The sequence below is a fragment of the Sphingobium sp. RAC03 genome, assembly GCF_001713415.1.
GTDB lineage: Bacteria > Pseudomonadota > Alphaproteobacteria > Sphingomonadales > Sphingomonadaceae > Sphingobium.
Genome location: NZ_CP016456.1, coordinates 1,488,679 through 1,512,035 on the forward strand (window position 1 = coordinate 1,488,679; position 23,357 = coordinate 1,512,035).

At 64.6% G+C, this 23,357-nt stretch carries 20 protein-coding genes and 1 tRNA gene; 14 read left to right on the forward strand and 7 right to left on the reverse strand.

All coding sequences use genetic code 11. From position 1 onward, the window contains the following. Positions 1-123: 123 nt before the first annotated feature. The 3 genes from xth to BSY17_RS11815 are packed head-to-tail and all read left to right on the forward strand — an operon-like array spanning position 124 to position 2,482. The gene (xth, locus tag BSY17_RS11805) at positions 124-921 is read left to right on the forward strand and encodes an exodeoxyribonuclease III (RefSeq protein WP_069065648.1); all 798 of its coding nucleotides are present in this window, start codon (positions 124-126) and stop codon (positions 919-921) included. After that, complete coding sequence (gene ribA / locus BSY17_RS11810; RefSeq protein WP_069065649.1) at positions 921-1,982, forward strand: GTP cyclohydrolase II; 1,062 nt, start codon at positions 921-923, stop codon at positions 1,980-1,982. Before xth ends, ribA begins: the two co-directional genes overlap by 1 nt. Beyond that, on the forward strand, positions 1,979-2,482 hold the full coding sequence (locus tag BSY17_RS11815; protein ID WP_069065650.1) for a L,D-transpeptidase family protein: 504 nt from the start codon (positions 1,979-1,981) through the stop codon (positions 2,480-2,482). The genes ribA and BSY17_RS11815 overlap by 4 nt, the downstream gene beginning before the upstream one ends. Here the strand turns inward: BSY17_RS11815 and BSY17_RS11820 are convergent. Both BSY17_RS11820 and mutS read right to left on the reverse strand, forming a co-directional pair. Further along, entirely contained in the window at positions 2,479-5,241 is a 2,763-nt protein-coding gene (locus BSY17_RS11820; RefSeq protein ID WP_069065651.1) for a [protein-PII] uridylyltransferase, read from the reverse strand. The two genes, BSY17_RS11815 and BSY17_RS11820, sit on opposite strands and share 4 nt — an antisense overlap. Positions 5,242-5,250: 9 nt before the next feature. Beyond that, a complete protein-coding gene (mutS, locus tag BSY17_RS11825) occupies positions 5,251-7,893 on the reverse strand; it encodes a DNA mismatch repair protein MutS (RefSeq protein ID WP_069065652.1) in 2,643 nt (880 codons plus the stop codon). 123 nt (positions 7,894-8,016) lie between these two features. Between mutS and BSY17_RS11830 the strand changes: the two genes are divergently transcribed. The 4 genes from BSY17_RS11830 to BSY17_RS11845 all read left to right on the forward strand — a co-directional run bounded on the left by BSY17_RS11830 (position 8,017) and on the right by BSY17_RS11845 (position 13,149). Beyond that, positions 8,017-10,278 (forward strand): NADP-dependent malic enzyme, encoded by a 2,262-nt coding sequence (locus BSY17_RS11830; RefSeq protein ID WP_069065653.1) that lies wholly within the window; start codon positions 8,017-8,019, stop codon positions 10,276-10,278. Between the two features lie 40 nt (positions 10,279-10,318). Further along, complete coding sequence (locus BSY17_RS11835; RefSeq protein ID WP_037477142.1) at positions 10,319-10,816, forward strand: flavin reductase family protein; 498 nt, start codon at positions 10,319-10,321, stop codon at positions 10,814-10,816. A gap of 141 nt (positions 10,817-10,957) precedes the next feature. Continuing rightward, positions 10,958-11,938, forward strand: coding sequence for a polysaccharide deacetylase family protein (locus BSY17_RS11840; protein WP_069065654.1), 981 nt, complete (start codon positions 10,958-10,960; stop codon positions 11,936-11,938). Further along, on the forward strand, positions 11,935-13,149 hold the full coding sequence (locus tag BSY17_RS11845; protein ID WP_069065655.1) for a carboxylate--amine ligase: 1,215 nt from the start codon (positions 11,935-11,937) through the stop codon (positions 13,147-13,149). Before BSY17_RS11840 ends, BSY17_RS11845 begins: the two co-directional genes overlap by 4 nt. Here BSY17_RS11845 and BSY17_RS11850 read toward each other — a convergent pair. Together BSY17_RS11850 and BSY17_RS11855 are read right to left on the reverse strand one after the other, a co-directional pair. Then, on the reverse strand, positions 13,118-13,669 hold the full coding sequence (locus tag BSY17_RS11850) for an arsenate reductase/protein-tyrosine-phosphatase family protein (RefSeq protein WP_069066931.1): 552 nt from the start codon (positions 13,667-13,669) through the stop codon (positions 13,118-13,120). The genes BSY17_RS11845 and BSY17_RS11850 overlap by 32 nt on opposite strands. 26 nt (positions 13,670-13,695) lie before the next feature. Further along, a tRNA-Ser gene (locus BSY17_RS11855) sits at positions 13,696-13,787 on the reverse strand. Positions 13,788-14,013: 226 nt separating this feature from the next. Between BSY17_RS11855 and BSY17_RS11860 the strand changes: the two genes are divergently transcribed. Then, positions 14,014-14,790: a DUF1134 domain-containing protein gene (locus BSY17_RS11860; RefSeq protein ID WP_069065656.1), complete on the forward strand. Its 777-nt coding sequence runs from the start codon at positions 14,014-14,016 to the stop codon at positions 14,788-14,790. A gap of 6 nt (positions 14,791-14,796) precedes the next feature. On the opposite strand, the gene dinB is transcribed toward BSY17_RS11860, so the two are convergent. Genes dinB through BSY17_RS11875 form a run of 3 tightly spaced genes read right to left on the reverse strand, consistent with a single transcriptional unit; the run spans position 14,797 to position 16,993 of the window. Next, positions 14,797-15,885, reverse strand: coding sequence for a DNA polymerase IV (dinB, locus tag BSY17_RS11865; protein WP_069065657.1), 1,089 nt, complete (start codon positions 15,883-15,885; stop codon positions 14,797-14,799). A gap of 53 nt (positions 15,886-15,938) precedes the next feature. Then, a complete protein-coding gene (locus BSY17_RS11870) occupies positions 15,939-16,469 on the reverse strand; it encodes a DUF177 domain-containing protein (RefSeq protein ID WP_069065658.1) in 531 nt (176 codons plus the stop codon). Beyond that, entirely contained in the window at positions 16,466-16,993 is a 528-nt protein-coding gene (locus BSY17_RS11875) for a ubiquinol-cytochrome C chaperone family protein (RefSeq protein ID WP_069065659.1), read from the reverse strand. Before BSY17_RS11875 ends, BSY17_RS11870 begins: the two co-directional genes overlap by 4 nt. A 122-nt stretch (positions 16,994-17,115) precedes the next feature. On the opposite strand from BSY17_RS11875, the gene BSY17_RS11880 reads away from it, so the two are divergent. From BSY17_RS11880 to BSY17_RS11905, 6 genes are all read left to right on the forward strand, one after another. Beyond that, positions 17,116-17,670, forward strand: a complete 555-nt coding sequence (locus BSY17_RS11880) for an outer membrane protein assembly factor BamE (RefSeq protein WP_237236531.1) — start codon at positions 17,116-17,118, stop codon at positions 17,668-17,670. 209 nt (positions 17,671-17,879) lie between these two features. Continuing rightward, on the forward strand, positions 17,880-20,726 hold the full coding sequence (locus tag BSY17_RS11885; protein ID WP_237236533.1) for a monovalent cation/H+ antiporter subunit A: 2,847 nt from the start codon (positions 17,880-17,882) through the stop codon (positions 20,724-20,726). Further along, positions 20,723-21,091, forward strand: a complete 369-nt coding sequence (locus tag BSY17_RS11890) for a Na+/H+ antiporter subunit C (protein WP_171899232.1) — start codon at positions 20,723-20,725, stop codon at positions 21,089-21,091. The genes BSY17_RS11885 and BSY17_RS11890 overlap by 4 nt, the downstream gene beginning before the upstream one ends. Further along, entirely contained in the window at positions 21,088-22,599 is a 1,512-nt protein-coding gene (locus BSY17_RS11895) for a monovalent cation/H+ antiporter subunit D (protein WP_069065660.1), read from the forward strand. The genes BSY17_RS11890 and BSY17_RS11895 overlap by 4 nt, the downstream gene beginning before the upstream one ends. Next, positions 22,596-23,084: a Na+/H+ antiporter subunit E gene (locus tag BSY17_RS11900; RefSeq protein WP_069065661.1), complete on the forward strand. Its 489-nt coding sequence runs from the start codon at positions 22,596-22,598 to the stop codon at positions 23,082-23,084. Before BSY17_RS11895 ends, BSY17_RS11900 begins: the two co-directional genes overlap by 4 nt. Continuing rightward, a complete protein-coding gene (locus BSY17_RS11905; RefSeq protein ID WP_037474906.1) occupies positions 23,081-23,350 on the forward strand; it encodes a K+/H+ antiporter subunit F in 270 nt (89 codons plus the stop codon). Before BSY17_RS11900 ends, BSY17_RS11905 begins: the two co-directional genes overlap by 4 nt. The last annotated feature ends 7 nt before the right edge of the window (positions 23,351-23,357 follow it).

Consider the following 23,357-nt stretch of genomic DNA (forward strand, 5'->3'; position numbering starts at 1 on the left):
GGTCCGCTCTCGCCGCGAAGCGCTTCAAGGGCGCGATCGAGACCCCCGTTCCATGCCCCCGGAGCGGGGGTCTTACTCTGTCTGGCGCTTGCGCGCGCCACCGCGGCCTTCTAGGGCAAACCCATGGCCGAAACTCTCTCCATTTGCTCCTGGAACATCAACAGCGTCCGTGCGCGCATCGACATCGTCGAACAGCTGCTGCAGCAGGAAGCCCCCGACATTCTCTGCCTTCAGGAAACCAAGGTGGTGAACGAGATTTTCCCCACCGACATGTTCCGGCGCATGGGCTATGTCCATCAGGTGCTGAATGGTCAGCGGATGCATCATGGCGTGGCGATCATGAGCAAGGTGCCGATTCACGAAGATGACCGGTTCGACTGGCAGGCCAATGGCGAAGCGCGCCATGTGGGCGTGCGCCTCGACAATGGCGTGCGGATCGAGAATGTCTATGTACCCGCCGGCGGCGACATCGCCGACCGCACGGTCAATCCCAAATTCGGGCAGAAGCTCGACTTTCTGGAGCGGATGATCGAATGGTCGAGCGCGCTGGACAATAAACCGACCATCCTGACCGGCGACTTCAACATCGCGCCGCTGGAAAGCGATGTGTGGAGCCACAAGCAGTTGCTCAACGTCGTCAGCCATACGCCCGTCGAATGCGAGATATTGGCGCGGTTGCAGGCGTCGAACGACTGGGTCGATATCGGCCGCCATTTCCATCCTGCGCCTGCGCGTCTCTATACCTGGTGGAGCTATCGCGCCAAGGATTGGGCGGAGTCGGATCGCGGACGTCGGCTCGACCATATGTGGATGACCCGCGACGTCGCGGACAAGGCGGTCAGCCATCGCGTGGTCGAACCCGCGCGCAGCTGGATCAAGCCGTCCGACCATATCCCCATCATCACCGACTTCGTCTTCTGATGCGCACGCGCGACGCCGCCCGTGCGATCGACGCGCTGCGGCGCGGCTGGGCGATCAGGATTGTCGGGGCGGATGGTGCCATCCGTCTGATGGCGATAGAAGGGGCGGATGCGGTAACACTGGCCGCCTTCGATCCGCACGCCCGCGCCGATATCCTGATCTCCGCCGCTCGTGCCGAAACGCTCAAGCTCGCGAACCAACTGGCCGCAGCCGATCCTGACCTGCCGGTGCTGGTCGAGCGCGCTCCGTGGATAGACGCCGACGTCGCGACGGCCATCTCCGACCCGGTGCTGGACCTCGCCTCGCCGCTCAAGGGGCCGTTCCGCGCCCGCCCGCTTGCCGCGCCCCAGGCGGCAAAGGCGGCGCTGCGGCTGGCCCGCCTTGCCGGTATCCTGCCCGCCTATTTCCTGACCGAAGGGGATGAGGCCGTCGATGTCACGGTACAGGCCGATGATATCGACGCCTATGACGATGCGATCCACCTCGCTGTCGCCACGCGCGCGCGACTACCGGTGTCGGCCAGCGAAACGGCGGAGATCATCGCCTTCCGTAGTCCCGACGAACCGCGCGAGCATGTCGCCTTGGTGGTGGGCAAGCGCGATGCCTCGCCGCCCGTCGTTCGCCTGCATAGCGAATGCCTGACCGGCGACGTGCTGGGCAGCCTCAAATGCGATTGTGGGCCACAACTGCATCAGGCATTGCACCAGATCGCCGATGCGCCCTGGGGCGTGCTGCTCTATCTGCGGCAGGAGGGGCGGGGCATCGGCCTCGTCAACAAGTTGCGCGCCTATGCGATGCAGGACCAGGGCTTCGACACGGTCGACGCCAATGTGCGGCTGGGCTTCGCGATCGACGCACGCGATTTTTCCGTCGCAGCGCGGATGCTCGACCTGCTCGGCGTCGCGCAGGTGCGACTTTTGACCAACAACCCTAATAAGGTGGCGGGGCTGGAAGCGGCAGGCATCGGCGTAATCGAGCGCTTGCCGATCATCCTGCCGACCAACCCGCATAATGAACGCTATCTCGCCACCAAGCGGGACCGGACCGGTCACCAGCTATGAGCCTGATCCGCGTCGATAGTGGCGCGGGCCGCCTGACCTTCGGCGCTATGACCGTGGATTGCACGATCGGCCGGGGGGGCACCTGCGCCGCGGCGGACAAGCGCGAAGGCGATGGCTGCACCCCGCTTGGCCTTTGGCCGATCCGTGGCGTCCTGCTGCGGCCCGGCAAGGTCGACGCCGTCGCTATCCGATTGCCCTGGCGCTGGATCAGACCTGGTGATGGGTGGTCGGACGATCCCGCTGACCCTGCCTATAATCGCCCGGTACGCCTGCCGCGCGGCTTCTCGGCCGAAAGCCTGATCCGTGCCGACGATGCCTATGACATCATCGTCGTGCTGGGCCATAATGACGGGTCACCCGTGCAGGGGCAGGGCAGTGCGATCTTCTTCCATTTGTCCGAAGGACGCCCCACAGCGGGCTGTGTCGCCATCGAACGCAACGACATGCTCCGGCTATTACCGCTGCTCGCGCCGGGTGACAGGATGGAAATCGTCGCCTAGGCTCGCGCCAGCGCCTCGCCAACCTCGCCGCCAGCGCCCTCCAGCAATCGCCGCTCCAATGTCTGGAGCCGCGCCTTGCTCTCGATCTTGCCGCCGAACAGATCGGTGACGTAGAATGTATCGACCGCACGCTCTCCATAAGTGGCGACATGCGCGCTATGCACCGTCACCTTCGACTGGAACAGGGCGTTGGCGAGGCTGAACAGCAGCGCAGGCCGATCGCGCGCATTGACCTCGATCACCGTGAAGCGATTCGATGCCTTATTGTCGATCAGCACATTGGGTTCGATGCGGAAGGCTTCGGCGCGGGTCCGGGTGAGCGGGCGCGCGCTCAGCTTGGTGATCAACCGGTGGCGGTTCGACAGCGAATCCTCGATCGCGTTGCGGATGCGGGTGAGTTGGTCGGGGCTGTGAAACGCGCCACCCATCGGGTCCTGCACCAAGAAATTGTCGATCGCCACGCCATCGCGCGTCGTGTGAATGCGCGCGTCGATAATGTTGCCGCCGGCCAGATGGATGGCGCCTGCAATGCGATAGAATAGCCCTGGATGATCGGCGGCATAGACCGTCACCAGCGTCGCGCCACGCTGCGGATAATAATGCGCCGCGATCGACAGCGGCGCGTCGCCCGCCGCCAGCATATGCTCGGCATTATGGATCAGGATATCGTCGGGTTCGGCGATCCAGTAGGATTCAGGGAGTCGCTTGCTGAACGCTTCGAACGTCGCTTCGTCCATATGGAGCGCCTCGCGCAGCGTCTTCTGCTTGGCGGTCACCCGCTCGCTGCGCCCCTTCTGCTTATGGCCGAGCCGCAGTAGTTCTTCGGCCGAATCATAGAGATCGCCCAGCAACTGCCGCTTCCAGCTGTTCCAGACGCCGGGGCCTACGGCGCGAATGTCGACCACGGTCAGGCACAGGAGCAGCCGCAACCGTTCGGGGCTTTGCACCACGTCGACGAAATCGACGATCGTCTTGTAGTCAGCCAGGTCGCGCTTGAACGCCGTCGCCGACATCAGCAGATGATAGCGCACCAGCCAGGCGACCGTTTCGGTTTCCGCCGGGGTAAGGCCAAGCCGCGGGCAGAGCTGCTCGGCCACCTGCGCGCCCAATATGCTATGGTCGCCGCCGCGCCCCTTGGCAATGTCATGCAGCAGCACGGCGATGTAGAGCACCCGGCGCGAGAGCAATTTGCCCATCAGGTCGGTGGCCAGCGGATGATCCTGCGCCAGTTCGCCCTTTTCGATCCGGGAGAGCAGGCCGACAGCGCGGATGGTATGCTCATCGACCGTATAATGATGATACATGTCGAACTGCATCTGCGCGACGACCCGGCGGAAGTCGGGCACGAAGCGGCCGAATACGGTCGATTCGTTCATCCAGCGCAGCACCGTTTCCGGGTCGCGCGGCGACGTCAGCACATCCATAAAGGCGGCGTTGGCGCGCGGGTCTTTACGGATCTTGGCGTTGATCAGCCCCGCATCCCGGCTCGCCGCGCGCATCGCGGCGGGATGGATGGACAGGCCATGGCGATCGGCCAGCGCGAAAATCTCGACCAGCCGCACCGGGTCGGCCTGAAAGAAATCATCGCTCGGCAGCGCCAGCCGCCCGCGGTCCAGCACGAAGCCGTCGAGCTTCTTGGGCCGCCGGAAGATGGCGGGGATATAACGCCGCCCCTTCGGCCCCATCTGGTCATCCAGATGCGCCAGGAACACCGCGGTCAGGTCGCCGACGATCTTTGCGTTCAGGAAATAATAGCGCATGAACCGCTCGACCCCGGACTGGCCGTGCCGTCCGGTAAAGCGCATCCGCGTCGCGGTTTCGAGCTGCAGGTCGAAGGTCAGCCGATCCTCGGCGCGCCCGGTAATGGTATGCAAGTGACAACGCACCGCCCAGAGGAAATCCTCCGCCTTCTGAAACTGGCGCAGTTCGATTTGCGTCAGCAGGCCGACATCGACCAGTTCGGCGACCGATCGCACCCGGTTCACATATTTGCCGATCCAGAATAGCGTATGCAGGTCGCGCAGCCCGCCCTTGCCTTCCTTCACATTGGGCTCGACGACATAGCGGCTGTCGCCCATTCGCTTGTGGCGCTCGTCGCGCTCGACCAGCTTTTCGGTGACGAAGGCGCGGGCATTGCCTTGCATCACCTCTGCATCGAAGCGAACCGAGGTCTCTTCATACAGCGCCCGGTCGCCCCAGACATAGCGCGCTTCCAGCAAGGCGGTGCGTACCGTCAGGTCGGCCTTGGCCATCCGCATCGTTTCGTCGATTGACCGGCTGCTATGCCCGACCTTCAGCCCCAGATCCCAGAGCGAATAAAGCATCGATTCGATCACCTGCTCGGTCCAGCCGGTGGGCTTCCAGGGGGTGATAAAGCCGATATCGACGTCGCTATGCGGCGCCATCTCGCCCCGCCCATAGCCGCCCACTGCGATCAGCGCGATGCGTTCGCCCGTGCTGCGATTGCCTGAGGGGTAAAGATGATGCGTGGTCGCGTCGTAGAGCAGGCGTAGAATCTGGTCGATCAGGAAGGCAAAGGCGGTCACCGTCTCGCGCCCGCGCGTGGGGCGCTGCTCCAGCCGCCGGGCCACTTCCACCCGCCCCTCTTCCAATGCGGCCTTGAGTTCGCCGACGATCAGCCCGCGCAACCGCATGGGATCGCCCTTGTGCTCGTGCGCAAGGGCGTTGATGCTGTCGGAAATCGCGCGCCGGTCGATGATCGCACGGCGCGATCCCAAAGCGGGGAACTGCATGACCATGCGCGTTCTCTAGTCGGGCGTCGCGTCGGCTGCCAGTTGTTTCAATCGATATATGTGATCGAGTGCCTCACGCGGGGACAGTGCGTCGGCGTCGATCGCGTCGATCGCCGCGCGCACCGGATCGGGCGCGGCTTCCTCCTGCGCAGCGGCCGCCGCGAACAGGGGCAGGTCGTCCAGTCCCGCTGCGATGCCGCCGGTCTTCGCCTTGCCTGCTTCCAGCCGGGCCAGCACATCCTTGGCGCGCTTGAGCACTGGCGCGGGCAGTCCCGCCAGCCGCGCGACGGCCAGGCCATAGCTGCGGTCGGCCGGTCCCTGGGCCAATTCGTGCAACAGCACCAGATCGCCCTTCCATTCGCGGGCGCGGACATGATGGAGCGACAGGGCGGACAGGCTTTCGGCCAGCCGCGTCAGCTCATGATAATGGGTAGCAAAGAGGCAGCGGCAACGGTTGACCTCATGCACCGCCTCCACCACCGCCCACGCAAGCGCCAGCCCATCATAGGTGGAGGTGCCGCGCCCCACTTCATCGAGAATGACGAAACTGCGCGTCGTCGCCTGCGCCAGGATCGCGGCGGTCTCGACCATCTCGACCATGAAGGTCGATCGCCCCTTGGCCAGATTGTCCGACGCGCCCACCCGGCTGAACAGCCGATCGACCAAGGTCAGCGTTGCTGATTGCGCCGGGACATAGGCACCCGCCTGCGCCAGGATGACGATCAGCGCATTTTGCCGGAGGAAGGTCGACTTGCCGCCCATATTCGGGCCGGTGACCAGCCATAGCCGATCGTCGGCGACGAGGCAGCAATCATTGGCGACGAACGCTTGGCCCTCGCGCCGCAGTGCATCCTCCACCACCGGATGCCGCCCGCCGCTGATCGACAGGCAGGGGTTGGACCCGTCATCGGCGATCAGATGGGGCCGCTGCCAGCCGCCCTCCGCCGCCCGTTCAGCGAGCGCCGCCGCGACGTCGAGCCGGGCGAGCGCCTGGCCCGCCCGCGCGATGTCGGCCTTGCGGTCCAGCACGGCGGCGATCAGTTCTTCAAGATGCGCGGCTTCGGCGACCAGCGCATGCGCCCCCGCCTGCGCCACGCGCCCGGCTTCCTCATGCAGATCGACAGAATTGAAGCGCACAACGCCGGCCAGCGTCTGGCGGTGGGTAAAGCCGCTGGTCGGCACCATCAGTGCATCGGCGGCGCGAGCGGGCACCTCGACATGATAGCCCAGCACGCCATTGTGGCGGATCTTGAGCGTGGCAATGCCTGTCTGCTCGCGATATTTGGCTTCCAGCGCGGCGATCGCGCGGCGGCCGTCGCCTGCCATCCTTCGCAGTTCGTCGAGCGCGGGATCATAGCCATCAGCGATATAGCCGCCGCTTGCCGTCTCGGTTGGCGGCGCAGGCACCAGCGCGCGCGACAGCGCATCCACCAGCGCGCCATGGCCATCGAGCGCGGGCAGCAATCGCGCCAGCAACAAGGGCGGATCAGGCAAATGCCCTAGCCGTTCGCGCAGCAGCCGCGCTTCGCCCAGGCCGTCGCGCAATTGCCCCAGGTCGCGCGGCGAGCCGCGGCCGACCGCCACCCGTCCCAGCGCGCGGCCGATATCCGGCAGCGCGCGCAGCGCCGCGCGCAACTGGTCGCGCAATCCTGCATCGTCATGGAGGAGCTGCACCAGCCCCAGCCGCGCCTCGATCCGGTCGAGGTCCATCAGCGGCGCCGACAAATCCTGCCCCAGCAGCCGCGCGCCTGCTCCGGTCACAGTGCGATCGACCGCGCCCAGCAGGCTGCCCGCGCGCGCGCCGCTGGTGGTCGCGACGATCTCCAGACTTTCGCGCGTTGCTGCGTCGATCGCGACATGGCCGCCGCTCGTCTGGCGCAAAGGTGGTGCCAGGAAGGGCAGGGTGCCCTTGCCCGCATGGTCGAGATAGGCGATCAGCCCACCCATCGCCGCCAGCTCCGCGCGGCCGAACTGGCCGAACCCGTCCAGCGTCGCGACCGCAAACAGCCGTTTGAGCGCTGCTTCGGCACGGCTGCTGGAAAAGGCCGCGCGATCGAACATATGCATGTCGGGCAGGTCCAGCGACGATCCTTCTGCCACCACCGTTTCGCTGGGGCGCAGGCGCGCGAGTTCGGCATGAAGGTCGGCGGCGCGGCAGGTCATCGTCTCGAACCGGCCGGTCGAAATGTCGGCAGCCGCGATCCCGATCTCGCTGTCTCCGCCGACCTGCGCCAGCGCGACGAGCATATTGTCGCGCCGGGAATCAAGCAACGTCTCCTCGGTCAGCGTGCCGGCCGTCACGTATCGCACGATATCGCGCGCCACGAGCGTCTTGCCGCCGCGCGCCTTGGCCTGCGCTGGGGTTTCGGTCTGTTCGGCAATGGCGACGCGATGGCCCGCCTTGATCAGCCGCGCGAGATAGCCCTCTGCGCTATGGACCGGCACCCCGCACATCGGGATCGGCGCGCCATCATGTTCACCGCGGCTGGTGAGCGCGATATCGAGCGTTGCCGCCGCCGCCTTGGCATCGTCGAAGAAGAGTTCGAAGAAATCGCCCATGCGGTAGAAAAGCAGGCAGTCCTGCGCCTGTGCCTTGAGCGTCAGATATTGCGCCATCATAGGCGTAAGGGGTGAGGACGTGTCGGGGGCGCTGCGCATCCCGCCCGGATAGCGGCAAGGCGGCGCGCAGGAAAGAGCGCGAAAAAGCGGCCTTCTCGCACTTGCCCCCAAGCATGGCTTGCCGCTAGGGCCAAGGCAACGGACAGAAGAGGCGGATAATCGATGACCGACAAGTCGAGTGTGGAATTTTCCGAGCGCGAGGCGCTGTTTTTCCATTCGACCGGTCGCCCCGGCAAGATCGAGATCATCGCGTCCAAACCGATGGCGACGCAGCGCGACCTCAGCCTCGCTTATTCCCCCGGCGTTGCCGTACCGGTACTGGCGATCGCGAAAGATCCGGCTCTCGCCTATGACTATACGGCCAAGGGCAATCTGGTCGCGGTCATCACCAATGGCACGGCGATCCTGGGCCTGGGTAATCTTGGCGCGCTGGCGTCAAAACCGGTGATGGAGGGCAAGGCGGTGCTGTTCAAGCGCTTCGCCGACGTGGATTCGATCGATATCGAACTCAAGACCGAGGATGTCGATCGCTTCATCGACGCGGTCGAATTGATGGAGCCGACCTTCGGCGGCATCAACCTTGAGGATATCAAGGCGCCCGAATGTTTCATCATCGAACAGACGCTCAAGGAGCGGATGAACATTCCCGTCTTTCACGACGACCAGCATGGCACCGCGATCATAGCGGCGGCAGGCGTCATCAATGCCGCGATGCTGACCGGGCGTGAACTCAAAGACCTCAAGGTCGTGGTCAATGGCGCAGGCGCGGCGTCGATCGCCTGCACGGAACTCATCAAGGCGCTAGGTGTCGCAGGTGACAATGTCATCATGTGCGACAGCAAGGGTGTGATCTATCAGGGCCGTACCGAGGGCATGAACCAGTGGAAGTCGGCCCATGCGGTCAAGACCGACGCGCGCACGCTGAAAGAAGCGATGAAGGGCGCGGACGTGTTCCTGGGGCTGTCGGTTAAGGGCGCGGTGACGCCGGACATGGTCAAGGATATGGGCGACAAGCCGATCATCTTCGCCATGGCCAACCCGGACCCCGAAATCACCCCGCCCGATGCCAAGTCGGTGCGCCCCGAAGCGATCGTGGCGACAGGCCGGTCGGATTATCCCAACCAGGTGAACAATGTCATCGGCTTCCCCTTCATTTTCCGGGGGGCGCTTGATGTGCGCGCGACGACGATCAACGAAGCGATGAAGGTCGCCGCCGCCCACGCCATCGCCGAACTGGCGCGCGAGCAGGTGCCCGAAGAAGTGGCCAAGGCCTATGGCCGGTCCCATAGCTTCGGCCCCGACTATATCATCCCCGCGCCCTTCGATCCGCGCCTGATGGAAGTCGTGCCGTCCGCCGTCGCGCAGGCCGCAATGGACAGCGGCGTGGCGCAAAAGCCGATCACCGACATGGCGGCCTATCGCCAATCGCTCAAAGCCCGTCTCAACCCGACCACCTCGGTCCTGACCACCGCCTATGAAGTCGCGAAGGCCAACCCCAAGCGCGTCGTCTTTGCCGAAGCGGAGGAGGAAGTGGTGCTGCGCGCCGCCATCCAGTTCCGCGACCTGGGCTATGGCGTGCCGGTGCTGGTGGGACGCGGCGACGTGGTCGACAAGCTAAAGGCGCTGGGCGTGCGCGATCCCGACAGTTTCGAGTTGCACAATAGCGTCAATTCGCCGCTCGTCCCCGACATGGTCGATCTGCTCTATGCCCGGCTCCAGCGGCGCGGCTATTTGCGTCGCGATTGCGAACGCATGGTCAACCGCGATCGCAACATCTTCGGCACGTTGCTGGTCAAGATGGGCGTTGCCGATGCGATGATCACCGGCATGACCCGTCCCTATGCGCAGACCCTGCGCGAGGTGAAGCGAGTGATGGACCCGGCCGCCGGTCGCACGCCGTTCGGCATCCATGTCATGGTGGCCAAGGACAAGACGGTTTTCCTGGCCGACACCACGGTCAACGAACGCCCCACGGCGAGCGAACTGGCCGACATTGCCGAGGGCACCGTCGCCGTCGCCCGGCGCATGGGCCATGACCCGCGCGTCGCTTTCCTCTCCTACTCCAATTTCGGCAACCCGCCCGGCGCTTTCCTCGAAAATGTGCGCGGCGCGGTGAAATTGCTCGACGAACGCAATGTCGATTTCGAATATGAAGGCGAAATGACCGCCGACGTGGCGCTCAATCCCGCTGTCATGAAAAATTATCCGTTCAGCCGCCTGTCCGGGCCCGCCAATGTGCTGGTGATGCCGGGCCTGCAATCGGCCAATATCTCGGCCAAGCTGTTGCGCGAACTGGGCGGCACGTCGATGATCGGACCGGTATTGGTCGGCATGGAAAAATCGGTCCAGATCGCGACGATGGCGTCCAACGCCTCCGAGTTGCTGACGCTAGCGGTGCTGGCGGCGGGCGGGATCGCGCTCTGACCGACGCAGTCTACGGAATAAGTTGCAGGAGCGAGCGGGCATGAGCGACATGGTGAGTTTCGACAGCGCCACTTTCCGACGCGTGCTCGGCCATTATCCCACGGGCGTCTGCGTCGTGACGGCGATGGAAGCCAGCGGGGCACCGGTCGGCATGGTGGTAGGGTCTTTCACCTCGGTATCGCTCGATCCGCCGCTGGTGGCTTTCTTCCCCGCCAAATCGTCGAGCAGCTGGCCCCGGATCGAGGCGGTCGGCAAATTCTGCGTCAATATTCTGGCCAGCGACCAGCAGCCGCTGTGCCGCCAGATTGCCGCGCCAGGGCCGGACAAATTCGCCGGCATCGTGCATCGCGTGTCCGCCAATGGCTCCCCGATCCTTGATGATGTCGTCGCCTGGATCGATTGCGCGCTCGATGCGGTGCATGAGGCGGGGGACCATTATATCGTGCTGGGCAAGGTCGTGGCGCTGGAAGTCGACAGGCCGGAGCGGCCGTTGCTATTCTTCCAGGGCAGCTATGGCGAATTTTCGCTGATTGCCTGACGGTCAGGCGGGATGCCTGCCATCTGGTCGGGAAAGGGGCTGTTCTTTCCCTTTATGGCGGCCCAGACATAAGCGGGACATATTACGGGTCCTTAACGCCTTCTTCCTATGCAGGTGCGTTGCCCTCTGACCGGACTGCCCATGACCGCGCTGCTCATCACCGTCGATACAGAGCTGTCCTCTTCGCTGCATCAGCGCGGGGTGAGCCTGACCGACAATGTCAGCCGCTCGATCTGGGCGGAAGCGCGCGGGCAGGCGCATGGCATCGGCTGGCAGATGGATATGCTGGAACGCCATGGTCTCAAAGGCGTCTTCTTCCTCGATCCCATGCCAGCGCTGGTGCATGGCGCGGATTTCCTCGCACCCATTGTCGAGGCGATCGAGAGCCGGGGCCATGAAGTGCAGATGCATATCCATACCGAATGGCTCGCCTGGGCCAAGGAGTCGCCCATCGGCGGACGGCAGGGGCGCAATATCGGCGATTTCTCGCTGGATGATCAGATCACCCTGCTGAGTCTTGCCAAGATGCTGTTGGAGCAGGCGGGTGCGCCGTCCATCACGGCCTTTCGCGCGGGCAATTTCGGTGCGAACGACGATACGCTGCGGGCGCTGGCCGCGATCGGCGTCGCGTGGGACAGTAGCGTCAATCCCGCCTATCTGGGACGCGAATGCAGCATCACCGCCAATCCAGCGCAGATCGGCGCGCAGCGGATGCAGGGCATGGTCGAATTGCCGGTTTCGGGCATCCATGACCGGCCCGGCCATTTCCGCCCGGCGCAAATCTGCGCCATGTCGGCGGCGGAAATGCGCGCCGGGTTGCGCCATGCTGCGCGTGAGGGCCAGGACGCCTTCACGGTCGTCACCCATAGTTTCGAAATGCTCTCGCGGGATCGGCAGCGCCCCAATGCCATGGTCAAGGCGCGGTTCGTGGCGCTGTGCCGCGAAGCCGCACGCTTGCCGCAGGTGCGGGGAGTCGGCTTCCGCGACCTGTCCCCGACGATGGCCGATGATTCGCCACCATCGCAAAGCCGTGTTCCCCCCAGCCGGATACGCACCGGGTTGCGGCTGGCACAGCAGGCCTGGGCGACCTGGCGCTACGAACATCGACTGGTTCCTGCGTGAGCCGCTATCCCGTCGCGCTCGTCCTCGGTCTGGAAAATGCCATCGGCCTGACGGTCGTGCGCGAACTGGGCGAAAAGGGCGTACCCGTCCATGGCATCGCCCGCGAAGCGTCGCCCGTGGCTGCCGCGTCGCGCCATTGTGCTGCCATGACGGTGCGCCCCTCTGGACCGATGGCCGAATGGTTGCCCGATCTGATCGCCACCACGGGGGCAGGGGCGGTCTTGGCCATTTCCGAATCCGACCTGCTGGAGCTTTCGACCCTGCCGCCGGTGATCGGCGGCTGCCATGTACTGGTGCCCCGGCCGGAGCCGCTGGCCAAGGTGCTGGACAAGCTGCGCACGCTGGAGATCGCGGCTGAGGTCGGCCTATGCATCCCGCAAACCTGGCAGCCACGCGCGGGCGAGGATTTTGCCGCCCGTGTCGCGGCCATGCGCTATCCGCTGGTCGCCAAATGGGCCAATCCCCCCGAAATCATGCCCATTTTGGAGCAGGCGGGGCTGGAATGGCTCAAGACCGAGTATATCCGCACGCCCAAGGAATTGGCGGCCTTGCTCGACCGCTACGCCCCGGTCGGTCATTGGCCGCTGATCCAGCAATATTGCCGGGGCGTCGGCCTTGGCCAAATGCTCTATATGGACGATGGCGAAGCGACCTTGCGTTTCCAGCATCGCCGCCTGCACGAATGGCCGCCCGAAGGCGGCGTGTCCACGCTCTGCCGCGCCGAGCCGACCAACGCACATGCGGCGCAGATGCTGCTATCGGAAGCCCTGTTGTGTGCGCTCGATTGGCAGGGCCAAGCGATGGTCGAATATCGCTATGAAGCCGAAAGTGGCCGATATTGGCTGATGGAAGTCAATGGCCGTTTCTGGGGCAGCCTGCCGCTGGCGCGCCACTGCGGCGCGCTGTTCGCCTGGGAAGCCTATCGCCGCACCGTCCTTGGCCAAACCGATGTTGCGCCGACGCCCCGTGACACGCTCCGCGCCCGCTATATGGTGCCCGAAACCAAGCGGCTAGCGCGCGTATTGGTGTCGCCAACGCGGATCAGCGATCCCTTCTTCCAACGCCGCCCGCTGGCGGACCTGACCGCCTATCTGCTGACTTTCTTCGATCCGCGTGCGCGTTATTATGTGTTCAGCCTGTCCGATCCACGCCCCTGGCTGCGCGACATGGCGCAGATGTTCAGGAAAGCCGTGCGCCGGGGAAAGCCCTGACCAGCGCGCCCACGGCCTGTTCGATCCGGGCAAGGCATTGCGCCATATAGCGGTCATCGAGCATATAGGGGTCATGCAGATGCGGTAGCATCGGCCGGGTCCAGCGACCCAGCAACATACGGGGCAGGGCCGCCAGGCGCTGATCGGCAGCCAGCCGGTGCAATTGCCGCACTTCCATCGCCAGCAACAGGTCGCCGGATTCTGGTATATAATCGGCCAGATCGATGGCGCGATGCGTGCGCATGTCATGCCCCAACATGCTCGCCGCCGCGATGGCAGGACCATGCGCCTCTCGCCCGGTCGTTGTCGACAGACCAAAGGACGCGCTATTCAGCCCCGCGCCCCGCGCCACCACATCGGCAAAGGCGCTGCGACAGATATTTCCCTGGCATACGAACACCAATCGCCGCACCTGCGCAGGGTCGGGTGCAACGCTGGCGGATCGGCCAAGCGCCAATTGCGGATAGGATAAGGCAAGCCGCACTAGCCCGCGGAAAGTGCCGAACCGCGACCGGATCATGATGGAACAGCCTTGCAGCAAAAAATTGGCGGAGACGCCGGGATTCGAACCCGGGGAGCCCCATTCAGGGCTCGACGGTTTAGCAAACCGCTGGTTTCAGCCACTCACCCACGTCTCCGCACGAATTGTCTGCCGGGTAGGCGGACAATGGCTGGGGAGGGGCTATAGCGATGGCCTTCCTGCATGGCAACGGGTCTGTCACAGCTATTTTGCAGGCTCGGTCGCCATGGCTATTCGTTCCGGCGCAGAATCGACTCAGATTGGCGTTCGTTCATTGGCCTTTCAGCTTGAAAGCCGATAACCGGGGAAATGATTGAGCGCAGATTTTTCGGGGAGCAACGGGCATGAACAGCAAAATGGGGCAAATGGCCGCCCGTGTTGCGCGAGCAGGCACATGGGTCGTGGCGCTGGCCGGACTGGCGCTGACGCCCGTCGCGACGCAGGCGCAGGTCCGCACGATCGATCCCAATGCGGCCATCGATGCCGATCTCGCGCCGCCGCCGCCCGCCAATAGCCAACCGACCGCGCCGGGCGTCGATTCCAGCGTCTATGATGGCCCACCGGCGATCGAAGATCCGGCGACGGCAACCGGCGCACCGGTAACTGCCAATTCACCGCCCGCCGCGCCCGATCCCACCATTTCCTACCAGGAAGACGATTTGATCGGCGCGGCCGAGGGCGTGTTCGGCAAAGGCGCTGAAGGACTGGCTGGCCTGATCGAGAAGGTGTTGAAGGACCAAGGGCGCCCCAACGCCTATATCGCCGGGCGCGAGGCATCGGGCGCGTTCGTCGTCGGTCTGCGTTATGGATCGGGCACATTGAACCATAAGGTCGAAGGTAAGCGCGAAGTCTATTGGACCGGCCCGTCGATCGGTTTCGATGTCGGCGGCAATGCGTCCAACACGTTCGTCCTGGTCTATAATCTCTACGATACGCAGGATCTTTATCACCGCTTCCCCGCCGCCGAAGGCACGGCCTATCTGGTGGGCGGCTTCACCGCCAGCTATCTGCGCTGGGGCAATGTGGTGCTGATCCCCATCCGGCTGGGCGTCGGCTATCGCTTGGGCGTCAATGCGGGCTATATGAAGTTCAGCGAAAAGCGGAACTGGATGCCCTTCTAACCCGGTCTATAACGACAGGGCGAGTTGTTCGCCCTGCTCGACCGCTTCCTCCGCCTCCAGATTATGTACGCCGAGGCCCAGCAACCGCGCACCCATGCGCAGGGGCAATTGCGCCAGCAGCAATTCGCGCGCGGTCTGCGCCAGCAAGTCCGGCGATCGTACCGGCGCGGTGAAGCTGCGCGATCGGGTGATGATGCGGAAATCGGCGAACTTCACCTTCAGCACCACCGTCCGGCCCCAGGCCTGCGCCTTTTCGATCCGGGTCCACAGGCTGGCGGCGATCCGATCTATCTCCGTAACCAACGCAGCCCGATCGGTCAGGTCGTCGGAAAATGTGTCCTCCACGCTGACGGATTTACGCCCTTCACGCTCGCGCACGGGCCGGTCATCCTCGCCCCGCGCCGCGCGATAATAATAGTCCGCCGAACTGCCGAAATGGGCCTGGAGAAAGCGCAGGTCGCGCGCGCGCAGGTCCGCCCCCGTCTCGATCCCCAGTTCATGCATCCGCCGCGCGGTCACTGGCCCAATGCCGTGGATGCGCCGTACCGGCATCGCCGCGATGAAGGCCGCGCCTTCACTCGGCCGCACCACACACACGCCATCGGGCTTGTTCTGGTCTGATGCCAGCTTGGCGATCAGCTTGTTGTAGGACACGCCGGCCGAGGCTGTGAGGCCCGTTTCGGTGCGGATCAAATGCCGTATCTCTTCGGCGACCTGCGTTGCCGACGCGATGCCCGGCTTGTTCACCGTCACGTCGAGATAGGCTTCATCCAGCGAAAGCGGCTGAATGATGTCGGTATAGCGACTGAAAATTTCGCGAATATGGGTGGATGCCGCGCGATAGGCATCGAACCTGGGCGTGACGAAGATCAGGCCGGGGCAGAGCCGCCGCGCCCGTGCGCCGGGCATGGCCGATTTGACCCCGAATGTCCGTGCTTCATAACTGGCCGTCGCCACCACGCCGCGCGGACCGCCGCCGCCGACGGCGATCGGCTGGCCCCGCAGCGCAGGGTCATCGCGCTGTTCCACCGACGCATAGAAAGCATCCATGTCGATATGGATGATCTTGCGCAGCGGTGGCGGCACGGGGTCCATGGCCCAATTCTATGGCATAATCAGAACAAAAGAGAAACGAAATTGCGCTGCATCTATGTCTTGTTCTTGAGCGCTAGCAGGGCCGCGAAGGGGCCGGTCTGATCCTCGTTCAACACGCCGACCTCCTTGAGATAGGCGTCGGCGTCCGGCGAGCGGGGATAGGGGGCCATGACCAAAGCCATGGTTTCGGCCACCGCTTCGCCCATGTCGATGACCTGGCCGTCATAGCCGATCGTGTCGCAATCCTCGACATCCAGTTCCAGTTCGTCGCTATCGACCACATCGGTCCCTTCGACGATGAAGCGCAGCAGGAAATCGCTGTCGATCTGTTCCGGCACGGGCAGGCCGGTCGCCACGCAGGGTTGCGACAGCGTGGCGCGTATGCGTCCGCGCGCGACGATCGCGCCATTGTCCTCGCCAATCCCGTAATCGGCTTCGAGCCGGTCGAGCGCGATCAAGCCGAAACGGCGCATCAATGCCATGCGCTCTTCGGCCTTGGCCGCGATATGCACGCTGCCCGCGAGCCGACCGATCTGATCGACCTTGATCGGGCGCGAAAATTCAGGCGTAGGGACGGGGCTCATCCGATATCTCCCGCCAGCAAGGCATCGCGCGACAGGCTGCCCAGCCGCGTCCAGCGCGCCCGCAGCGCGCCTTCGACATGGGTTAGCGCGGTATCCGACACCTCCCCGCCGCGATAGAGGTTGCGCACCAGCGCCTCGCGCAAATCCGCTTCGCCCGCCAGTGCCGTGCGATAGGCGCTGATCCGCCCGCCAAGCGCGCTCATCATGCGGCCGACATGCTTGCCGACCACGACATCGCCAATTCCTTCCTGGCGCAACTGCCCATCCATATCGTCGACGAAGACTTCGGTCAGCCAGACGCTTTCCTGTGTCGCACCCTGTTCCTGCAACCGGACCAGCACCTGGCTCAAAATCGCGACGATCATGTCGAACCGGCCGTCCAGCGTGTCGGGCACGGCACCGTCCAGATACCAGTGCGGCTGGCGGCCTTCCGCGACGATGGCATGATAGAGCGGCATCAGACTGTCTTTGGGGTCGGTACGCCCGAACAGTCTTTGCAGGAAGGAAGGGGAGGCGGTGGACATGCGGCAACGTCTTTTCATGGTGGATGGGCGGGCGGCGCGCGTTGCCCCATATTTCGCGCCCCTTGCCGGGGGCGGCGCATTTCCATATTGATCGCTGCGTCGCCCAATGCAATGGCGGCGTCATGTTTCTTGGGTTCGCGGGTTCGCCCCCGCAGGAGAAGTCGATGCGTCCGTTCAGCCGTCATTCCGCACAGGGGCGCATCCTGCTCGCCATAGGCCTTGGCGCGCTCGTACTGGGCGCTTCGGGCTGCACCCGCGTTCGCACCCATCAGGGCTATCAGGTCGACAAGCTGCTGGTGGATTCGGTCCAGCCCGGCATCGACAATCGCGCCTCGGTCGAAGGCACGCTGGGCCGCCCGACCTTCACCTCGCAGTTCGGCGAGCAGGAATGGTATTATATTTCGCGCAGCATGCGCGCGCTGGCCTTCTCGAACCCCAAACCCGTGGAACAGACCGTGCTGCGCGTCCGCTTCGATGCTGCCGGCAATGTCGCGGCGGTCGATCGCATGGGGCTGGAACAGGTCGCCAATATTTCGCCATCTGGGGACAAGACCCCGACGCTCGGCCGCAACCGTAGCCTGTTCGACGAGATTTTCGGCAATATCGGCGCGGTCGGTGCCGGTGGCATGGGTGGTACCGGTGCAGGCGGTGGCGGCCCCGGCCCCAACGGCAGCTAAACCCTAGCCGCGCGGACCATCTAGCGGCTCTGGCGCCCGACTGGACAAGACACTATTGGCCTCTACGCAGCTTCCGATCGACAGATCGGGAGAATGATGTCGCTTTAGGGTTGCCTACCGGCATAGGAATGGGGAAGACGGTCATCATCATCGGATAGGCCTGCCATCCTCGTGCCCGCATGGGTGTCGACCCGGAGAAGAATTTGTTTTTGGTCCTGCTTTGCCTCCTGCCATTCGTCGGCACCTTGCTGCTGTCGATCATGGGTAGGGCAGGCCGCAACGCGCAGGCCGCGATCGCCGTCATCCCCGCCATCGCCGGACTTGCCCTGCTGGGATGGTTCGCGCCGCTCGTGCTGAGCGGCGGGGTGGCGCAATGGCATATGGCCTGGGTGCCGACATTGGGACTGGATCTCAGCCTGCGTCTCGATGCGCTGGGCTTGCTGTTTGCGGGCCTGATCCTGGGCATCGGCCTGCTCATCATCCTCTATGCGCGCTTCTATCTGTCCGCCAAGGACGCGATGGGCCGGTTCCTGGCGATGCTGCTGCTGTTTCAGGGGGCGATGCTGGGCATCGCTCTGTCGGGCAACATCTTGCTGTTGCTCATCTTCTGGGAACTGACCAGCCTGTCCTCCTTCCTGCTGATCGGCTTCCGCAGCGACACGGCTGAGGGGCGGCAGGGCGCGCGCATGGCGTTGGCGGTGACGGGCGGCGGTGGCCTCGCGCTCATTGGCGGTCTGGTGTTGCTTGGCACGATCGCGGGATCGTTCGAACTGGCCGACATATTGGCAAGCGGCGACCTCATCCGGTCGTCCACCCTCTATCCCATGGCGCTGATCCTGATCCTGCTGGGCTGCTTCACCAAGTCGGCGCAGTTCCCGTTTCACTTCTGGCTGCCCCACGCCATGGCCGCCCCCACGCCGGTCAGCGCCTATCTGCATAGCGCGACCATGGTGAAGGCGGGCGTGTTCCTGCTCGCGCGCTTCTGGCCGGTGCTGTCGGGGACCGACCTGTGGTTCTATCTGGTGACGACGACGGGGTTGGTCACGATGATCCTCGGTGCGGCCATCGCCTTGTTCCGTCATGATCTCAAGGCGATCCTCGCTTACTCCACCATCAGCCATCTTGGCCTGCTGACCATGTTGTTCGGCTTCGGCACGCCGGTCGCCGCGATGGTCGGCGTTTTCCATCTGCTCAACCATGCCGTCTTCAAGGCCGCCCTGTTCATGAACGCCGGGATCGTCGATCATGAAACGGGCACGCGCGACATTCGCCTGCTGGGTGGGCTGACGACGCTGATGCCGATCACCGCGACGCTGGGCATCGTCGCGTCCGCCTCCATGGCGGGCTTGCCACCGCTTGCCGGTTTCCTGTCGAAGGAAATGATGCTGGAGGAAGCCGGGCATACCCTATGGGCAGGGCAGTCGTGGATCGTGCCGCTCGGCGCCGTGATCGGAGCCACGCTGTCGGTGGCCTATTCGCTACGCTATATTGTCCATCTCTATTTCGGGCCTCGCCCGGCGTCCTATCCTGCCCAGCCGCATGATCCGCCGTTCGGTCTATGGGCACCGTCCGCCTTGCTGGTCGTGCTGACCATCCTGGTCGGCCTGTTCCCGCAGACATTGACGGTGGGCCTCGTCACGCCCGCCGCCGCCATCGTCACCGGCGGCACCGCGCCGCCATTCAAGCCCGCCCTCTGGCATGGCGTGACCCCGGCGCTGGTGATGAGCATCGTGGCGGTCGCGGTCGGGGCGTTGATGCTGTGGCTTCATGGCCCCTTGCTGCGGGCCTGGGACGCTCTGCGCCTGCCCGATGCCAAGCGGATGTTCGACCGGGCGCTGGAATGGCTGGTCGATCGGGCCAGCGACATGACGCGCGCCATCCATAATGGCTCGCTGCAACGGCAACTTAGCCTGCTGTTCCTGGTCGCGATCCTGGTCGGCGCGCTGGGCGTGTGGACCGGCGGCTACAGCCCCGGCACCCGCCCCACCATTCCCGCCCATCCCGTGGCGATCCTCGCCTGGGGCTTGCTGGTCGCGGCGGTCATCGCGGTCGTGAAGGCGCAGCGCCAACGCTATCTGACGCTCGTCTATATCAGCGTCGTCGGCCTCGTCGTCTCGCTCGCCTTCGTCTATCTGTCGGCCCCGGACCTCGCCCTCACGCAGATTTCGGTGGAGGTCGTGACGATCCTGCTGTTGCTGCTGGCGCTCAACCTGATGCCCAAACAGCCGGTGCGTCTCTCCAGCAACAGCCTGCGGTTGCGCGACGGCCTGATCGGGCTGACCGGTGGCACGGTCGCGGGCCTCGCGGCCTGGGCCGTGATGACGCGCGAACCCAATGATCCGATCTCCGCCTATCATTGGGAAAACAGCTATTCGGGCGGCGGCGGGACCAATGTGGTCAATGTCACGCTGGTCGATTTTCGCGCTTTCGACACGTTCGGCGAAATCACGGTGCTGGGCATTGCCGCCCTCACCATCTTCGCGCTGCTGCAACCGGTGGCGCGTGGCCCCTCTGGCCAGCGCCTGCGCGAGTGGGTCGCGGATCTGCCCCGGTCCCCCGAACGCCATCCCATGATGTTCGCAGTCGCCGCCCGGCTCCTCCTGCCACTGGCGACGATGATCGGTCTCTTCATCTTCCTGCGCGGGCATAATCTGCCGGGCGGAGGCTTCATCGCCGGGCTGGTCGTCTCCATCGCGATGCTGATGCAATATATGGCGTCGGGCTTCGAATGGGCGGACCAGCGGCGGCGGATCGACGAACATATGCTGATCGGCTTGGGTGTCACCATCGCCGCCCTGACCGGCCTTGGCTCGCTCTTCTTCGGCGCGCCGCTCTTCACCAGTGCTTTCGGCTATGTCACGCTGCCGCTGGTCGGAACATTTGAACTCGCGACGGCGATGCTGTTCGACGTCGGCGTCGCCATGACGGTGATCGGCGCGGTGATGCTGGCGCTGGCCGAACTCAGCCATATCGCCCAGCGCGCGGAAAAGGCGCTGGTGGAGGATGATGGTCCGATGGATATCGACCCGGCCAAATTGCGGGGACGCCGGGCATGAGTATCGAATTTCTGGTCGCCTCCGCCATTGCCGTGCTGACCGCGGCGGGCATCTATCTCGCCTTGCGCGGGCGCACCTTCCCGGTCGTGCTTGGCCTCGCCATGCTGTCCTATGCCATCAACCTCTTCCTCTTCGCCATCGGTCGCCTGACGGTCAACCGTCCGCCGCTCTATGAAAAGGGCGTGACCGACTATGCCGACCCCTTGCCGCAAGCCCTGGTGCTGACCGCCATCGTCATTTCCTTCGCCATGACCGCGCTTGCCGTCGTGCTGTCGCTGCGCAGCTTCCTGGAAACCGGCACGGATCAGGTCGACGGCATCGTCGAGGCTGACCCGCCCCAGCCCGATCGGGAGGCGGCGCCATGATCGATGCGCTGATCGCTGCGCCCCTGTTGCTCCCTGCCTTTGCCGGAACCGCGACTTTGCTGTTCCGCCGTCGGCGGCGCTGGATCGGTGCGGCCATCTCGGTCGGGTCGGCGGCGGGACTCGTTCTGCTGGCAATGATCCTTATGGGGCAGGCCATCGCAGGCGGACCGACCGCCTATGCGCTGGGCAATTGGCCCGCCCCCTTTGGCATCGTTTTGGTGCTGGACCGGCTGGCGGCACTGATGCTGCTGCTGACCGCCGTCCTCGGCTTGGCGGTGGCGGCTCACGCGACCTTGACGGGGCTTGATCGCAAGGGCTGGCACTTTCACCCGCTCTTCCAGTTCCAGCTGCTCGGCATCAATGGCGCATTCCTGACCGGCGATCTGTTCAACCTTTTCGTCTTCTTCGAAGTGCTGCTGATCGCCTCCTACGGCCTGATGCTGCACGGGCAGGGCGCGCAGCGGCTGACGGCGGGCGTGCAATATGTGATCGTCAACCTTATCGGCTCCACCCTGTTCCTGATCGCGTTGGGCCTGCTCTATGGCATAACCGGCACGCTCAACATGGCCGATATGGCGGTGCGCGCCGCCGCCTTGCCGCCGGGGGATATGGGGCTGTTGCGCGCAGGCGGGCTGCTGCTGGTCACGGTGTTCGCGCTCAAGGCGGCGCTTGCGCCGTTGCACCTCTGGCTGCCGCGCACCTATGGATCGACAGCCCCCGCCGTCGCCGCGCTGTTCGCGATCATGACCAAGGTCGGGGCCTATGCCATCATCCGCACCGCACCGCTGATCTTCGGCGACTGGGTCGGGCAGTTGCTGCTGCCCGCAGCACTGATCGCGATGTTGCTCGGATTTGTCGGCTTGCTCGCCGCGCGCGGCTTGCGCGATATGGCGGCGTTCGGCCTGATCGGATCGACCGCCACCTTGCTGGTCGCCATTGCCCAGTTCGATCAGCGCGCCATGACCGCCGCGCTTTTCTATCTGCCGCATACCACTCTGGCCGCGGCGCTGCTGTTCCTGACGATCGATCTCGTCATCCGCTGGCGTCCGGCCGAGGGCGACTCGATCGTGCCGACATCGGCTTTCGCCGGGCAGGGCAGGCTGGCCTTGCTGTTCCTGGCGGCAGCCGTCGCCCTGGCAGGCCTGCCGCCGCTGTCGGGTTTCATCGGCAAATTGCTCATCCTTCAGGCATCGCTGACATCGCCCTATGTCATCGGCATCTGGGCGCTCGTGCTGGGGACCAGCCTGCTGGCGGTGGTCGGCATGGCACGGGCCGGAACCACCGTGTTCTGGAAACAAGGCAGCTGCCCACCCACGTCCAAGAACCGCACCGCCTTTCGCGCCATCGAAGCATTGCCGGCCTTTTTCCTGCTCGCCATGCTGGGCGCGCTGACCGTGGCGGCTGGCCCGGCGACCGCCTATGCCGACGCCACCAGCCGCCAACTGTTCGACGTGCCCGCTTATGTCCGCGCCGTGCTGGGGCCAGATGCACCGGGAGCCGTCCGATGAAACGCCTGCTGCCCCATCCCGGCCTCACGCTCCTGCTGGTCACCATGTGGATGCTGGTGCTTAACAGCCTTAGCATGGGCGGCTTCCTGCTCGGTCTTTTCTTCGCTATCGTCGTGCCGCTCTTCACCGCGCCCTTCTGGCCGGACCGGCCGCAAATGCGCCTTGGCCTGCCTTTGCTCGGCTATGCCTTCCTGGTGCTATGGGACATCGTCGTTGCGAATTTTGAGGTTGCGCGGCTGATCCTGTTCCGGCGCAACCGCGATTTCCGCTCCTGCTGGCTCAGCATACCGCTCGAATTGCGCTCGGCCGAAGCCATCACTCTGCTCGCAGGCACGATCAGCCTGACGCCCGGCACCGTCTCCACCGATATTTCGACCGATGGCCGCCATTTGCTGGTCCATGCGCTCGATACCGGCGATGCGGCGGGCGAAATCACGCGCATCAAGACGCGCTATGAACGCCGCCTGCTGGAGATTTTCCGATGATAGAGACCGCTCTGTCGATCGCAATGGGCTGCGTGGCACTGGCGATGCTGCTCAACCTCTATCGCCTGCTGCGGGGGCCAACCGCACCGGACCGCATCCTGGCGCTCGACACGATGGTCATCAATGCCATCGCGCTCATCATCCTGTTCGGCATATTGGAAGAAAGCGGCACCTATTTCGAAGCGGCGCTGTTGCTGGCGATGGTCGGCTTCGTCGGCACGGTCGCCTATACCAAATTCCTGCTGCGCGGCGACATTGTGGAATAGGATGGAC

Coding starts and splice junctions, on each gene's coding strand:
- xth (WP_069065648.1), top strand. CDS start 124: ATGGCCGAAACTCTCTCCATTTGCTCCTGGAACATCAACAGCGTCCGT.
- ribA (WP_069065649.1), top strand. CDS start 921: ATGCGCACGCGCGACGCCGCCCGTGCGATCGACGCGCTGCGGCGCGGC.
- BSY17_RS11815 (WP_069065650.1), top strand. CDS start 1,979: ATGAGCCTGATCCGCGTCGATAGTGGCGCGGGCCGCCTGACCTTCGGC.
- BSY17_RS11820 (WP_069065651.1), bottom strand. CDS start 5,241: ATGGTCATGCAGTTCCCCGCTTTGGGATCGCGCCGTGCGATCATCGAC.
- mutS (WP_069065652.1), bottom strand. CDS start 7,893: ATGCGCAGCGCCCCCGACACGTCCTCACCCCTTACGCCTATGATGGCG.
- BSY17_RS11830 (WP_069065653.1), top strand. CDS start 8,017: ATGACCGACAAGTCGAGTGTGGAATTTTCCGAGCGCGAGGCGCTGTTT.
- BSY17_RS11835 (WP_037477142.1), top strand. CDS start 10,319: ATGAGCGACATGGTGAGTTTCGACAGCGCCACTTTCCGACGCGTGCTC.
- BSY17_RS11840 (WP_069065654.1), top strand. CDS start 10,958: ATGACCGCGCTGCTCATCACCGTCGATACAGAGCTGTCCTCTTCGCTG.
- BSY17_RS11850 (WP_069066931.1), bottom strand. CDS start 13,669: ATGATCCGGTCGCGGTTCGGCACTTTCCGCGGGCTAGTGCGGCTTGCC.
- BSY17_RS11860 (WP_069065656.1), top strand. CDS start 14,014: ATGAACAGCAAAATGGGGCAAATGGCCGCCCGTGTTGCGCGAGCAGGC.
- dinB (WP_069065657.1), bottom strand. CDS start 15,885: ATGGACCCCGTGCCGCCACCGCTGCGCAAGATCATCCATATCGACATG.
- BSY17_RS11870 (WP_069065658.1), bottom strand. CDS start 16,469: ATGAGCCCCGTCCCTACGCCTGAATTTTCGCGCCCGATCAAGGTCGAT.
- BSY17_RS11875 (WP_069065659.1), bottom strand. CDS start 16,993: ATGTCCACCGCCTCCCCTTCCTTCCTGCAAAGACTGTTCGGGCGTACC.
- BSY17_RS11880 (WP_237236531.1), top strand. CDS start 17,116: ATGTTTCTTGGGTTCGCGGGTTCGCCCCCGCAGGAGAAGTCGATGCGT.
- BSY17_RS11890 (WP_171899232.1), top strand. CDS start 20,723: ATGAGTATCGAATTTCTGGTCGCCTCCGCCATTGCCGTGCTGACCGCG.
- BSY17_RS11895 (WP_069065660.1), top strand. CDS start 21,088: ATGATCGATGCGCTGATCGCTGCGCCCCTGTTGCTCCCTGCCTTTGCC.
- BSY17_RS11900 (WP_069065661.1), top strand. CDS start 22,596: ATGAAACGCCTGCTGCCCCATCCCGGCCTCACGCTCCTGCTGGTCACC.
- BSY17_RS11905 (WP_037474906.1), top strand. CDS start 23,081: ATGATAGAGACCGCTCTGTCGATCGCAATGGGCTGCGTGGCACTGGCG.